Here is a 13,810-nt window from a genome sequence, read left to right as displayed (position 1 = left end):
AAAGAAAGCCCGACGCCGCATGGGCGAGCCCTATTACATCACCACCGCGATCAGCTATCCCAACGGCAAGCCGCACATCGGCCACGCCTACGAAGCGATCGCCGCCGACGTCATCGCTCGCTTCAAGAAGGCGGAGGGCTTCGACGTCCGGTTCCAGACCGGGACCGACGAGCACGGCCTGAAAATGGCCCAGAAGGCCCGCGACCTTGGCACGACGCCGGCAGAGCTTGCGACGGAAATGTCTTCTTACTTCAAGGAGATGTGTGACGGTCTTGATATCGATTACGATGTCTTCATCCGCACCACCGAACCGCGCCATCACGCCGCGACGCAGGAATTGTGGCGCCGGATGGAAGCCAATGGCGATCTCTATCTCGACCGCTACGAGGGCTGGTACTCGATCCGCGACGAAGCCTATTATGACGAAGGCGAACTGATCGCGGGCGAGGGCGGTGAGAAGCTTTCTCCGCAAGGCACGCCTGTAGAATGGACGGTCGAGGAATCGTGGTTCTTCCGCCTGTCCCGCTATCAGGACAAGCTGATCGAGCTTTATAATTCGACCGATTTCATCCGCCCCGAAACGCGCAAGAACGAAATCCTGCGCTTCGTGGAAGGCGGTCTGCGCGACCTTTCGGTCTCCCGCACCAGCTTCGACTGGGGCATCAAGGTGCCCACCGCCGAGGGTTCGGACGGCGCGCAGCACGTGATGTACGTCTGGGTCGATGCCCTCACGAACTACATCACCGGCCTCGGTTTCCCGGACGAGACCGCGGAGTTCGCGAAGTTCTGGCCCGCCGACCTGCACCTGATCGGCAAGGACATCGTCCGCTTCCACACGGTCTACTGGCCCGCCTTCCTGATGAGCGCCGGCCTCGAACTGCCCAAACAGGTGTTCGGCCATGGCTTTTTGCTCAACCGCGGGCAGAAGGAATCGAAGTCCCTCGGCAATGTGACCGATCCGATCGGTCTGGCCGAAACCTTCGGCGTGGACATGGTCCGCTACTTCCTGATGCGCGAAGTGGCATTCGGACAGGACGGTTCCTGGTCTCCGGAAGCTATCGTCACGCGTGCCAATGCCGAACTGGCCAACAGCTTCGGCAATCTGGCGCAGCGCAGTCTTTCCATGATATTCAAGAACATGGATGGCGAACTTAAGGCTGGGCATTCGCAAACCGATGCCGATGCGCAACTGCTCGCAGCCGTCGCGGAAGGCGTGGCGGGCCTGCGCAAGAGCTTCGACGAACTCTCGTTCAGCGAAGGCCTCGAAGCCTGGATGCGGGCGGTGTTCACCTGCAACCAGTATGTCGACGATCAGGCGCCCTGGGCCCTGCGCAAATCCGACCCCGAGCGTATGGAAGCGGTGCTGATGATGCTCTTCCGCGTCGTCCGCGACCTCGCTATTGCCGTTCGCCCGGTCGTTCCGGGCTCCATCGACAAGCTGCTCGACCAGATGGGCCAGAACGCCGGCGCACGAAATTTCGCGGCGCTGACCGATCAGCAATGGTTCGAGACCTTGGCCGCCAGCGGCTTCAAGGTCGAGAAGCCGGTGGGCGTCTTCCCGCGTCTGGAACTTCCGGAGGATGCGGAGGCGTGATGCTGATCGATTCGCACTGCCACCTCGAATACGAAGGCCTCGTCGAAGACCAGGACGGCGTGCTCGACCGGGCTCGATCGGCCGGCATTCGCGGATTCCTGAACATTTCCACGCGCCGAAGTGAATGGGAGAGGGTGGTCGGCACCGCAGCGCGCTATCCGGATGTCTGGGCATCGGTGGGCATCCACCCGCATGAGGCGGACCAGCATGCCGACCTCGGCGAGGCAGCCTTGCTCGAAGCGACGCAGCACGCCAAGGTCGTCGGCATCGGGGAAACCGGTCTCGATTACTATTACGACAAGTCGGATCGCGAGGTTCAGCAGGCCCTGTTTCGCACGCACATCACCGTTTCGCGCAAGACCGGCCTGCCGCTGATCATTCACACCCGCGACGCTGAGGACGATACTTTCCGGATACTCGAAGACGAGATGGGGAAGGGCGCCTTTCCCGCCCTGATCCACTGCTTCACCGCAAGCGCCGATTTCGGAAGCAAAGTGCTCGACCTCGGCCTCTCGATCTCGATATCCGGGATCGTCACGTTCAAGAACGCGCAGGACTTGCAGGGAGTCGTCGCGACCATTCCGGAAGATCAGCTTCTGGTCGAAACGGATTCTCCGTTTCTCGCACCCGTTCCCCATCGCGGGAAGCGCTGCGAGCCGGCCTATACGGCCGACACGGCGCGGTTCGTTGCCGACCTTCGCGGCATTTCGATAGAAGAACTAGGCTCAGCAACGACCCGCAACTTCTTCAATCTATTCAAGAAAGCTGCTGCGTGAAAGTAACGATCCTTGGCTGCGGCACCTCCACCGGGGTTCCCCGCCTTGGCGGCGAATTCGGAGCAGACTGGGGCCTCTGCGATCCCGAGGAGCCGAAGAACCGGCGCACGCGCGTCTCGATCATTCTGGAGAGCGACGCCGGAAGTCGCATCCTGGTCGATACGCCCACCGACTTGCGGGCACAGCTACTCGCTAACGAAGTTCACCGGATCGACGCCGTTTTCTGGACCCATGATCACGCCGATCATTGCCACGGCATCGACGACTTGCGCCCCTTGCGCTACGGCCGCGCGGGACCGATCCCCGGTTTCGCTCACTCGGAAACCGTCCGCCGACTGCGCCAGCGCTTCGGTTATGTCTTCGCCGGGCAGTATGGTTATCCCACACTGATTTCGCTGGATAATCTCGATACGGTGCGGCTTTGCGAAGGATACCGGGTGGATCACACCCAGATGCCGCATGGCCCGACGGAGTCCACCGGTTTCCGATTTGATTGTGACGGAAAATCAGTATGTTACCTAACTGACTTCAGTGAGATCACGCGCGGGATGGTCGACTTGTGCTACGGCGCCGATCTGCTCGTGGTGGACTGCCTTCGCCGCGAACCGCATCCGACCCATGCGCATCTGGGCATGGCGCTGGAAATCACCGAAGTGTGCCGCGTTGGCCAGGCCGTGCTGACACACCTCGACAAGAGCATGGATTATGCGACACTCAGCGGCGAAGTGCCCGAGAATGTTCGGGTCGCATTTGATGGAATGGTGATCGAACCATGAGCCAGACCGGATTGATCGTAGCCGTCATCTCCGTGATCGGTGCGCTCATTCTGGTCACCAGCAATTCCCGGTTTCGTGCCATGCCGATGGGAACCATGCTCAAGATGGCTCTGATCTGGGCCGCAATCATCATCGGTCTGGTGGCGATCATCCAGGTCAGCGGGTTCCAGATCCGGCAATGATCCGTCCTGCCTTGCTTCATGATTTAACATAAGATGTATTATCGATTTCTATGACCGACGCTTCGACGACCCCCTCGATGACGCCGCAGCGTCACCAGCAGCTTGACCGCCTTCTTTCGATCATGGCGCGTCTCCGCGATCCGGTTTCCGGTTGCGAATGGGATCTCGCGCAGAACTTCGCGACCATCGCACCTTATACGATCGAGGAAGCCTACGAAGTTGCCGATGCCATCGAGCGCCAGGATATTCCCGGTTTGCGCGACGAACTCGGTGACCTTCTGCTCCAGGTCGTATTCCACGCGCGCATGGCCGAAGAAGACGGACATTTCGTCTTCGGCGACGTGGCGGACGCGATTTCGAACAAATTGGAAGCGCGGCACCCCCACATCTTCGGTGACGATCGCACCGGAGACGCCCAGACCGAGCGATGGGAAAAGGTCAAAGCCCGCGAGCGYAGCGCCAAGGGGGAAGCCAGCGCCGTCGACGGCGTCGCGATTTCCCTGCCCGCGCTGATGCGCGCCGAGAAGCTCCAGAAGCGTGCCGCACGCGTGGGCTTCGACTGGCCCGATCCCAGCGGCGCAGCCGCGAAGGTCCATGAGGAGATGGAAGAGCTGGAGCAAGCCAGCGAGGCCGAGAAACTGGAAGAAGCCGGCGATCTGCTGTTCGCCGCCGTCAACTTGGTACGCCTCCACGGGATCGCTCCCGAGGACGCACTGCCCGCTGCCAATGCCAAGTTCGAGCGCCGCTTCCGCGCCATGGAAGCCTTCGCCCAGCGCGACGACCGAGCGTTCGAAGGCCTCCCGCTCGATGAGCAGGAGGCCTATTGGCAGGCCGTGAAAGCCTCAGAGCGCGCTGAAACGACCTAATTCACGCTCCGCAAGGCGGACTTGCAGGCGAAGCTGGGGACCATCCGGCCCCTCGCCCGCATCCTCTTCCGCCAACACTTCGCCGCGTGCGTGAAGGAAAGCCAGACGCTGGCCATCGGCCGCCGGAATGACGAAAGAATAGACTTTCGCGTCAGCCGTCAGCGCCGCACCGACGGTTTCCAGCAGGAAGTCGCAGCCCATTCCAGTGCGCGCGGAAGTCGGAACGATGATCTCTTCCGGCCGCTGCGCCATGGCTTCGCGCATTTCGCCTGCCTGCGTCGGGGTGAGCAGGTCCCACTTGTTCCAGACCTCGATGATCGGGATGGAACTGGCAAGGGCCTCCTCGTCATCGGGCTCCCCTTCCCCGCCGATCACACCGAGATCGGCGAGAACTTCGAGGACCTGCCTTTTCTGCGAATCCGTATCGGGGTTGGCGATATCGCGGACGTGCAGAATGATGTCTGCGGCGTTCACTTCCTCGAGTGTCGCGCGGAAAGCCGCGACCAGCTGCGTCGGAAGGTCGGAGATGAAGCCCACCGTGTCGGACAGGATCGCCTTTTCCACGGCCGGCAAGCGGATGGCCCGCATGGTGGGATCGAGCGTGGCGAAGAGGAGGTCTTCGGCCATCACGTCGGCGCCAGTCAGGTAGTTGAAAAGCGTAGACTTCCCGGCATTGGTATAACCCACGAGCGCGACGATGGGCCAAGGGGCCTTTTCGCGGCGATCGCGGTGCAACCCGCGTGTGCGGCGAACCTGCTCCAGTTCGCGCCGGATCTTGGCCATGCGATCGCGGATCATGCGGCGATCCGCCTCGATCTGCGTTTCGCCGGGACCGCCGAGGAAGCCGAAGCCGCCGCGCTGGCGTTCCAGGTGAGTCCAGCTACGCACGAGGCGGCCGGCCTGGTAGTCCAGGTGTGCGAGTTCGACCTGAAGCCGCCCCTCGGCCGTTGCCGCGCGCTCCCCGAAGATTTCGAGGATCAGACCGGTGCGGTCGATGACCTTGCGCTTGAGCTTTTCTTCGAGATTGCGCTGCTGGATGGCCGACAGCGAACCGTCGACGATGATCAGTTCCGCCTCGTTCAGCTCGCAGGCGACGGAGATGTTTTGGATCTGGCCTTCGCCGAAGAGCGTTCCGGCGCGCGGTTCGCGGATCGGGATGGCCATGACTTCCGCCACGACAAGGCCGATCGCTGCGGCAAGGCCCCTGGCCTCTTCGAGACGCGCTTCGGGATCGAGATCCCCTCGTCCACGCATCTGCGGATAAACGACGAGGGCACGCGCGCCGCGCGTGACCTCGCCCTTGAGTTCGTCGTTCAAATCAGTTCAGCTTCCGGTGTTGTCAGTCTTCGGCTTCTTCATGCGCCTGAAGGTCGACCGGAGTCACGGGCTGAATCGTCGAAACGGCATGCTTGTACGCAAGCTGGACGTAACCTTCACGCTCCAGCAGCATGCAGAACAGGTCATATGCAGCCACGCGGCCCTGCAACATGACGCCGTTGATCAGGAACATCGTGACCTGAACGCCGGCGTTGCGGATGCTGGAAAGAAACACGTCCTGAAGGACACGCGTTTTCTTGCCATTGTCCGCGCCGCTGGAGAACTGGCGGGCATCGACCGGGGTCGACGGCATGATCGTCGAGATCGCGTGCTTGTAGACGAGCTGCGACTGGCCGTCGCGGCGCAGAAGAATGGAGAAATTATCGAACCAGGTGACAATGCCCTGCAGCTTCACGCCCTTGACCAGGAACATGGTCACGGGAGTCTTGTTCTTGCGCAGGAGGTTGAGGAACTGGTCCTGAAGGTTCTGCCCCTTCCCTGCCGAGGTCCCGGCGGAAACGGGAGGCGGTGCCACGGTTTCCGTGGCGGGGTCGGCTTCGGTTTCGGCCGCGGGGGGCGGCGTGGGTCGCGGACGAGCGGTCAGCGTACGGCCGGCCATATCATTTCTCCTTTTTTTTGGCGGCCGCTTTGCGGTCCGCGATCTGGCTTCGGAACTCCCGAAGCCGTTCTCGAATCGGAATCTACTCAGTTGCTGCAGTGCAGTAAACGCCGAAAATGTAGCACTCTTGTGACAGGTTCGCAAAAAGGGCTTGAGGCATCCGGGAAATTCCCGAGGCTATCCTCGCGAAAACCCCGGATAACCGCCGTTCCTAAAGCTCGTCGCCATCATGCTCGCCTTCGCGGCGGTCCGCCATGCCCAGCAGCTTGAGCTTTCGGTGAAGGGCCGAGCGCTCCATGCCGATGAAGGAGGCCGTCTTGGAAATGTTGCCCGAGAAACGGCGGATCTGGACGCGCAGATATTCCCGCTCGAAGCTCTCGCGCGCTTCGCGCAAGGGCGCACTCATCATCACCGAGACGCCGGCATCGCCATTTCCGCGGCTGTTGAAGATTTCCGGCGGCAGCATATCCGCCTCGATCCGGGCGAGCTTCTCACGCGGTGCCATGATCACCGTGCGCTCCACGACGTTGCGAAGCTGGCGCACATTGCCCGGCCACTCGTAGGCCTGGAGCGCGGTCATGGCCTCGGCACTGACCTGGGGCGGCGAGACGCCCTGCTCGTTGGCGTAACGCGCGAAGAAATGGTCCACCAGCGCCGGGATATCGTCTCGCCGTTCGCGCAGGGCCGGAATCGAAACCGGGACGACGTTGAGCCGGTAGAACAGGTCTTCCCGGAAACGCCGCTCGGCAATTTCCTTTTCGAGATCGCGCGACGTGGAGGAAACCACGCGCACATCGACGCGGATCTGCCGGGTTCCGCCGACGCGCACGAAAGCCTGGTCAGTCAAGACGCGGAGGATCCGGGCCTGGGTCGAAAGCGGCATATCGGCCACTTCGTCGAAATAGAGCGTGCCGCTGTCGGCCGTCTCCAGCAGGCCCGGACGGATCAGGGCTCCGTCGGCTTCCTCGCCGAACAGTTCCTGCTCGAAGCGTTCCGGGGTGATCCTGGCGGAATTGACGCTGACGAAGGCGTTGCCGGCGCGCGGGCTCCAGGCGTGGAGAAGCCGGGCTGCGACTTCCTTGCCCGATCCGGCGGCGCCGGTGATGAGCAGGCGGCTCCCGGTGTTGGCAACACGCTTGAGCGTCGCGCGAACCTGGTTGATCGCGCCGCTGGAGCCGGTGAATTCCTCTCCGATCGAAAAGTCGTGGCGAAGCTGGGCATTCTCGCGGCGCAGACGCTCGGTTTCCGTCGCGCGGCCGACCAGATGGAGCAGCTTCTCCGCTTCGAAGGGCTTTTCGATGAAGTCCACCGCGCCGCGGCTGATCGCGGCAACCGCGGTATCGATATTGCCATGGCCGGAGAAGATGATCACCGGCAGTTCCGGCTCGCGCGCCTTGATGGCGTCCAGCACTTCCAGACCGTCCATCGGACTGCCGTGGAGCCACACGTCAAGCAGCACCAGCGAAGGGCGCCGCGCATCGATGGCGGCAAGCGCCGCCTCGCTGTCTCCAGCAGTGCGGCATTCGTAGCCTTCGTCGCTCAGGACGCCTGCGACCAGTTCACGGATGTCGCGTTCGTCGTCGACGATCAGGATTTCGAGAGCCATGGCATTGTCTTCTTGGTGAGGGGGATGATGGGGGAAAGCAGGTTGCGACAGGCCGGCATCATTCGGCGGCCTCCTGCTTGCGGTGCCCCGGGAGCGGATCTGTGGCGATAGGATCGACGGCGAAGCGCATGGTGACGGTGGTGCCGCCGCCCGGCGTGGGCAGGAACAGCATTTCGCCGCCGTGTTCCTCGATGATCTTGTTGACGATGGCGAGGCCGAGGCCGGTGCCCTTCTCGCGCGTGGTCACGTAAGGTTCGATGATGCGTTCGCGGTCCTGCGAAAGGCCGATGCCGTTGTCGGCAATGCGCACCATGATGGCCTCCGGCAGAGCTTCCACGGCCACGCCGATCGCGCCGCGGTAGTCGCCGTCAGCTTCCTTGGCCTTGGCCTCGATCGCCTCGACCGCGTTCTTCAGGACATTGGTCATGGCCTGGCCGAACTGGTGCCGGTCGCAATCGATGGCCCCGACGCCGGGATCGCTGGTGAAGCTGAAATCGATGTCCGGCCGGGCCACTTCCTGAAGGAACAGGGCCTGCCGGGTCAGTGCCACCGGATCTTCCGAGCGGAACACGGGCTTGGGCAGCCGCGCGAAGGAGGAGAACTCGTCCACCATCTTGCGCAGTTCGCCGACCTGGCGAATGATCGTGCGGGTCAGGTCCTCGAACAGTTCCGGATTGTCGACGATCTGCTTGCGATAGCGACGGCTCAGGCGTTCGGTGGCGAGCTGGATCGGAGTGAGCGGGTTCTTGATTTCGTGCGCGATGCGACGGGCGACGTCGGACCAGGCCGCCGTGCGCTGGTCCAGGAGCTGGCGGGTAATGTCCTCGAACGTGATGACATAGCCGGTGGCGTCGCGGCTGACCTTCACGGCGAACGTCAGGAGGTCGCCGTTGCGGTTGTACTGGACGATCCCGCCGGAGCTGCCCTGCTCGATCAGGGCGGCTATCTGCGGCGCCAGTTCGGCCAGCGGCATGTCCTCGGGCAGTTCCGCCCTTGCGGTCAGCAGCTTCTGGGCCGTGCTGTTCATCAGCAGGATCCGCCCATCGGGATCGAGCGAGATGATGCCGGAGGTCACCGATTCCAGCACGGCCTCGATGAAGACGCGGCGCTCGTGAAGCTGGCGGTTGGCGCCAAGCAGCGCCTGGGTCTGCTTTTCGATCTGCGCCGTCATTCGATTGAAGGCGCGGTTCAGCAGGCCGATCTCATCGGCGCCGGTGCGTCCCTCGATGCGAAGCGCGAAGTTGCCGCTGCCCACCCGTCTCGCCGCATCGACCAGCTCGTAGAGCGGCTTGACCTGCCGATCCGCGAAACGCAGTGCGAACCAGACCGCCAGGCCGACAAGCGCCAGCGACACCACGAAAAGGGCGACGTTGAAGCGCAGCTGCAGCACCCGCGCACGGTTGGTCAGCACTTCGTAGGCGCGCACGATGTTCTCGGCATTCTCGGCCCGCTGCCCCTGGCTGAGCGCCAGCAGTTCCGAGCTTCGCGCCGCGTAGAGATAGACCCCCGCTTCCCTGTCGATCGGCACCACCGCCACGACGCGGTCGTTGTTCGAGGCGACGACGAGTTGCTCGCCGCGGCTCAACCGTTCCTGCGTTTCCGGCGTGATCCGTTTATCCTCGGTCTTTCCCTCAGGATCGACGATGATCGGGGTGCGCTGGCTGCCGTCTTCGGCAACCTGGATGATCGCGGCAACGGAGAGATTGCGCTTGTAAACCTGACCAGCGAAGAAGCGCTGGAAAAAGTCGCTGACGACCGGATATTCGCTCAGGACCTTCCGGGAATCGTAGGCCATCGCCGCCGTTTCGTTCCCGACGTCGCGCTGGGTCTGCTCGTAATAGCCGCGCGCCAGCTTGTTGGCGTTCTCCAGCAAGCCGCGCGAGGAATCGGAAAACCAGAACTCGACGCCGGACTGGAACTGCCAGGAGGCGAAGATCACGACCAGCAGCGTGGGTACGGCGGCGATCAGCGAGAAGATGAACACCAGGCGGACGTGCATCTGCCCGGTTCCGCCGATGCTCTCGGCAGCCCGGCGCAGCGCGATGCGGCGCCCCAGCAGGACGAGGATCGCCATGGCCGGGACGAGCGTCCCCACCAGCAGAGTGGCCGTGAGATTGGAGGGCAGCAGCTGCCCCTTGTCCCGAAAATTGAGCGCGATCCAGGTCGTCGCGGTCATGATCAGGAAGGAGGCGATCGAGAGCACTTCCATGATCGCGAAGAAATTCGCGCGGCGGGCAGCAACCTGCATGCGCCGCCACCAGCGCGGCCAGGCGCGTTTGTGGACCAGGGTCTCGTTCATCGTTGCACCGTTACAACGCCGGTGTTGCTGCTTTGCAAGGGCGAATCCATCAAGGTCGTATCATGAGCGACGAACGAATTCCTCGGGATCGAGAGCCAACTCACTGAGGCGCTTACGCAAAGTGTTGCGATTGATCCCGAGGGCCTGCGCCGCGCGCAGCTGGTTTCCCCCGGTTTCCTTGAGCACTTCGGCAAACAGAGGCCTTTCGAAGGCTGCGGCGGCGGCCTGGTAGATCGTGCCGCTGGCGGGTTTCTCCATAGCCAGCCAGCGGGTGACGGCCTGCGCGATGTCGCCGCTGTCCTCCTCGGGCACGGCCGGAGTCTCCGCGGTCAGCAGGGACTGGATGCTTTCCGGATCGATGGCATCCTCGCGCGCCAGCAGGGCCAGGCGGTAGATGAAGTTCTTCAGCTCACGCACGTTGCCCCGCCAGGGCTGACGGCTGAGCAATTCCGCGGCCTCGCTCGTCAACTGGCGGCGAGGCAGTCCCTCGTTCGCGGCATGCTGGAGGAAATGACGAGCCAGAACGTCGATGTCGTCGCGGCGGTCGCGCAGCGGCGGCATGAGGATGGGGACCACGTTGAGGCGGTAATAGAGGTCCTCGCGGAATCGCCCTGCCGCGATTTCCGGTTCGAGGTCCTTGTTGGTCGCGGCGATAATGCGGACGTCGAGCCGGATTTCTTCCCGTCCGCCCACCCGGCGCACCGTGCCGGACTGGAGCGCCCGCAGCAGCCGCGTCTGGGCCTGCATCGGCATGTCGCCGATTTCGTCAAGGAACAGCGTGCCCCCGGCGGCCTGCTCAAACTTGCCGACGTGCCGGGCGACGGCGCCGGTGAAGGCGCCCTTCTCGTGGCCGAACAGTTCGCTCTCGATGAGTTCGGCGGGAATCGCGGCCGTGTTCACGGCAATGAAGGGGCCAGCCCGGCGATGCCCGAGGTTGTGTACCGCTTCGGCGACAAGCTCCTTGCCGGTCCCGGATTCGCCGAGGATCAGCACGGTCAGATCGTTGCGCAGCACGCGCGTAATCATGCGGAAGACCGTCTGCATCGCCGTGCTGCGGCCCACCAGCGGCAGGCCGTCGCCCAGCGGTTCCTCGCCTTCCACCGCCGTTCCCTGTCCCGCTCCCGCCGCCTGGCGGACGGTGCGGGCGAGTTCGTCGATGTCGAAAGGCTTGGGGAAGTACTCGAAGGCGCCGGTATCGGTGGCACGTACCGCCGTATCGAGGGTGTTCTGCGCCGAGACGATGACGATCGGCAGCGCCGGATGCAGGGCGCGAACCCGGTCGATCGTCTCGATTCCGTCGCCGTCGGGCAGCATCACGTCCGTGACGAGCGCCTGATAAGGCCCCTCCTCCAGCAGCCGGTCACGCTCGGCGATCGACTGGCAATGGACCACGCAGAAGCCTTCCGCCTCCAGCGCTGCGGTGATGACGATGGCGATCGAAAGGTCGTCCTCGACGAGCAGCACGCTCACGCTGCCGGTCTCCTTCTGTTTGATCGGCTGCGGGTTTCGCGCGCCAGCGGCAGGTGCACGCGGAAGTGCGTGAGGCCGCCCTCCTCGTCGCGCTCGTGCGTGATGCGGCCGTTCATGTCGCGCACCAGCTTGCGCACGAGCGGCAGGCCAAGGCCCTGCCCGGACTTCTTGGTGGTGACGAACGGTTCGAAAATATGATCGCGCATGGCCGGATCGACACCCGGGCCATTGTCCGTGACACGCAGTTCCACCGGAAGGCGCACGGGCTCCCCAGAGTCGCTGGTATGGAGCTGGAGACCGCTGGCGAAGCGGGTGCGGATCGTGACGCGGGGGTTTTCCTCGTTCGCGCAGGCTTCCGACGCATTGGCGAGCAAGTTGATGATCACCTGCACCAGGGCGTCCGGGCTGCCGAGCACGGCGGGCAGCGAAGGATCGAACTCTTCCACCAGCTTGACCCGCTCGGGCGCCGCACCATTGGCAGCGGACAGCACGTCGAGCGCGCGGCGCGCCGATTCGTGCAGGTTGCACGGCTCTACCGGCGGCGCGGTGCGGCGGCTGAGCTTCTGCATCCGGTCGATCAGGTTGGCGATCCGGTCAACCTCAAGAGTGATGAGATCGGTCAGCGCGCGGTCCTTGTCCTCGACCTTGCGGGCAAGAAGCTGCGCGGCGCCGCGGATGCCGGCCAGCGGGTTCTTGATCTCGTGGGCCATGATCTCCGGCCCGCGCAGCACCGCATTGTCGGGGCCGCCGGAATCGTCTCCGAGCGCCTCGGTTGCCGTGTTGTCGTGGATGGTCAGCACCTGCCAGCCCGGCGTGTCCGCGATCGGCGCGACGTTCACGTCGATGCGGCGCGCGCCCTTGCCCTTGAGCGTGACCACCACTTCGCGCGCCGAAACCGGGGTTTCATAATCGTCCAGGCGCTCCAGCAGAAGCTGGTCGGAAAACGTCAGCATTTCCTGCAGCGGCGTACCCACCAGAAGACGCAGGGACTGGCCGAAGAACTGCTCAGCAGCCGGATTGAGCGACGCGATCCGCAGACCCGGTTCCAGCAGGACAACCGCTTGCGGCAGGCTGGCAACGAGCCGGGACGCCGCGGGCAAAGTCGTATGCAGGGCCGTGTGCGGCGTAAAGTTCATGCAGCCTGACGGTCTGCCGATGCGGTGCCGGTCTCGCCATCAGGGCTGGCTGCTTCACTGCCCGACATCCCGCGGAACGGCGCGTAGAACTCGGCGAGCGAGCGCAGGACTTCGTCAGGATCATCGACGAAGTTGACGCGGTTGCGGAACTCGGCCGAACCCTTGATGCCCTTGACGTACCAGCCCAGATGCTTGCGCGCCATTTTCACGCCGGTTTCGCGGCCGTAGTGCGAGAGCATGTCCTCATAGTGTTCGCGGATGATCTCGTACTGCTGGCCGAAATCGGGTTCCTGCATCAGGCCGTTGCCGCGCCACCACTGCATGACCTGGGCGAGGATCCAGGGCTTTCCGTAAGCGCCGCGGCCGATCATCAGGCCGTCGGCACCGGACTGCTCCAGCGCAGCGGCGGCATCGTCGATGCCGCAGATGTCGCCGTTGACGATCACGGGAATGGAGACAGCCTCCTTCACGCCGCGCACGAAGCGCCAGTCGGCCGAGCCCTTGTACATCTGGTTCCGGGTGCGGCCGTGGACGGTGATCATCTTCGCGCCGAGGTCCTCGGCGATTCGGGCGAGTTCCGGCGCGTTGAGACTGTCATGGCACCAGCCCATGCGCATCTTCACGGTGACGGGCACCTTCACGGCCTTGACGGTCGCTTCGATCAGGCGCGTCGCCAAGGGAACGTCGCGCATCAGCGCCGAACCGGCGTCACCGTTGACGACCTTGCGGACCGGACAGCCCATGTTGATGTCGATGATCGCGGCGCCGCGATCCTCGACCAGCTTCGCCGCCTCCGCCATCTGCTCCGGTTCGCAGCCGACGAGCTGCATGGACACCGGATCCTCGATCTGGTCCCACATCGCCTTCTGCAGCGAAACGCGGGTCTCGCGGATGGCGGCGGGGCTGGCGATCATCTCCGTGACGTTCAGGCCCGAGCCGAACTTGCGCACCATCTTGCGGAACGGCAGGTCGGACACGCCGGTCATCGGCGCGAGCACGACCGGGCAGTCGACCGTGACGGGACCGACCTGGATCGGCTTGACAGCCGGAGGAGTGGGCAGAGTCTTCATTGCGTGAACCGGTAATTGCCTGAAAAACGAGATGTGCCTAAAAAACAGGCAGCGCATAGTGGATTGCCCTCGCCTCGGCAAGCGATTACCGGCAACGAC

At 63.7% G+C, this 13,810-nt stretch carries 12 protein-coding genes; 5 read left to right on the top strand and 7 right to left on the bottom strand.

Features of this window, described 5'->3' with window-relative positions; all coding sequences use genetic code 11:
• Nucleotides 1-19: 19 nt before the first annotated feature.
• From metG to mazG, 5 genes are all read left to right on the top strand, one after another.
• Complete coding sequence (metG, locus tag AB4Z00_RS07550) at nt 20-1,594, top strand: methionine--tRNA ligase (protein WP_442045524.1); 1,575 nt, start codon at nt 20-22, stop codon at nt 1,592-1,594.
• Entirely contained in the window at nt 1,594-2,370 is a 777-nt protein-coding gene (locus tag AB4Z00_RS07545; RefSeq protein ID WP_442045720.1) for a TatD family hydrolase, read from the top strand. The genes metG and AB4Z00_RS07545 overlap by 1 nt, the downstream gene beginning before the upstream one ends.
• Entirely contained in the window at nt 2,367-3,146 is a 780-nt protein-coding gene (locus tag AB4Z00_RS07540) for an MBL fold metallo-hydrolase (protein ID WP_132262788.1), read from the top strand. Before AB4Z00_RS07545 ends, AB4Z00_RS07540 begins: the two co-directional genes overlap by 4 nt.
• Nucleotides 3,143-3,328 carry a hypothetical protein gene (locus tag AB4Z00_RS07535; RefSeq protein WP_132262790.1) on the top strand — a complete coding sequence of 62 codons (186 nt, stop codon included), beginning with the start codon at nt 3,143-3,145 and terminating at the stop codon, nt 3,326-3,328. Before AB4Z00_RS07540 ends, AB4Z00_RS07535 begins: the two co-directional genes overlap by 4 nt.
• Nucleotides 3,329-3,405: 77 nt before the next feature.
• Nucleotides 3,406-4,194 carry a nucleoside triphosphate pyrophosphohydrolase gene (gene mazG, locus AB4Z00_RS07530; RefSeq protein ID WP_442045719.1) on the top strand — a complete coding sequence of 263 codons (789 nt, stop codon included), beginning with the start codon at nt 3,406-3,408 and terminating at the stop codon, nt 4,192-4,194.
• Here mazG and hflX read toward each other — a convergent pair.
• The 7 genes from hflX to dusB form a co-directional block, all read right to left on the bottom strand.
• On the bottom strand, nt 4,171-5,511 hold the full coding sequence (hflX, locus tag AB4Z00_RS07525) for a GTPase HflX (RefSeq protein WP_442045523.1): 1,341 nt from the start codon (nt 5,509-5,511) through the stop codon (nt 4,171-4,173). The genes mazG and hflX overlap by 24 nt on opposite strands.
• A gap of 22 nt (nt 5,512-5,533) precedes the next feature.
• Nucleotides 5,534-6,130 carry an RNA chaperone Hfq gene (gene hfq / locus AB4Z00_RS07520; protein WP_134092910.1) on the bottom strand — a complete coding sequence of 199 codons (597 nt, stop codon included), beginning with the start codon at nt 6,128-6,130 and terminating at the stop codon, nt 5,534-5,536.
• 211 nt (nt 6,131-6,341) lie between these two features.
• Nucleotides 6,342-7,736: a nitrogen assimilation response regulator NtrX gene (gene ntrX / locus AB4Z00_RS07515; RefSeq protein WP_132262796.1), complete on the bottom strand. Its 1,395-nt coding sequence runs from the start codon at nt 7,734-7,736 to the stop codon at nt 6,342-6,344.
• Between the two features lie 58 nt (nt 7,737-7,794).
• Nucleotides 7,795-9,984, bottom strand: coding sequence for a sensor histidine kinase (locus AB4Z00_RS07510; RefSeq protein WP_132264107.1), 2,190 nt, complete (start codon nt 9,982-9,984; stop codon nt 7,795-7,797).
• Nucleotides 9,985-10,095: 111 nt separating this feature from the next.
• Entirely contained in the window at nt 10,096-11,505 is a 1,410-nt protein-coding gene (locus AB4Z00_RS07505; protein ID WP_442045522.1) for a sigma-54-dependent transcriptional regulator, read from the bottom strand.
• A complete protein-coding gene (locus AB4Z00_RS07500) occupies nt 11,502-12,641 on the bottom strand; it encodes a two-component system sensor histidine kinase NtrB (protein WP_442045521.1) in 1,140 nt (379 codons plus the stop codon). The genes AB4Z00_RS07505 and AB4Z00_RS07500 overlap by 4 nt, the downstream gene beginning before the upstream one ends.
• Nucleotides 12,638-13,711, bottom strand: a complete 1,074-nt coding sequence (gene dusB / locus AB4Z00_RS07495) for a tRNA dihydrouridine synthase DusB (RefSeq protein WP_134092913.1) — start codon at nt 13,709-13,711, stop codon at nt 12,638-12,640. The genes AB4Z00_RS07500 and dusB overlap by 4 nt, the downstream gene beginning before the upstream one ends.
• Between the last annotated feature and the right edge of the window lie 99 nt (nt 13,712-13,810).

The sequence above is a fragment of the Novosphingobium sp. YAF33 genome (assembly GCF_052113265.1).
Lineage (GTDB): Bacteria > Pseudomonadota > Alphaproteobacteria > Sphingomonadales > Sphingomonadaceae > Novosphingobium.
This window is presented reverse-complemented; position numbering and strand designations above follow the sequence as displayed.

Bases quoted from the DNA above. Each gene is read 5' to 3' on its own strand.
- metG (WP_442045524.1), top strand. From the start codon at position 20: ATGGGCGAGCCCTATTACATCACCACCGCGATCAGCTATCCCAACGGC.
- AB4Z00_RS07545 (WP_442045720.1), top strand. From the start codon at position 1,594: ATGCTGATCGATTCGCACTGCCACCTCGAATACGAAGGCCTCGTCGAA.
- AB4Z00_RS07535 (WP_132262790.1), top strand. From the start codon at position 3,143: ATGAGCCAGACCGGATTGATCGTAGCCGTCATCTCCGTGATCGGTGCG.
- hfq (WP_134092910.1), bottom strand. From the start codon at position 6,130: ATGGCCGGCCGTACGCTGACCGCTCGTCCGCGACCCACGCCGCCCCCC.
- ntrX (WP_132262796.1), bottom strand. From the start codon at position 7,736: ATGGCTCTCGAAATCCTGATCGTCGACGACGAACGCGACATCCGTGAA.
- AB4Z00_RS07510 (WP_132264107.1), bottom strand. From the start codon at position 9,984: ATGCAGGTTGCTGCCCGCCGCGCGAATTTCTTCGCGATCATGGAAGTG.
- AB4Z00_RS07500 (WP_442045521.1), bottom strand. From the start codon at position 12,641: ATGAACTTTACGCCGCACACGGCCCTGCATACGACTTTGCCCGCGGCG.
- dusB (WP_134092913.1), bottom strand. From the start codon at position 13,711: ATGAAGACTCTGCCCACTCCTCCGGCTGTCAAGCCGATCCAGGTCGGT.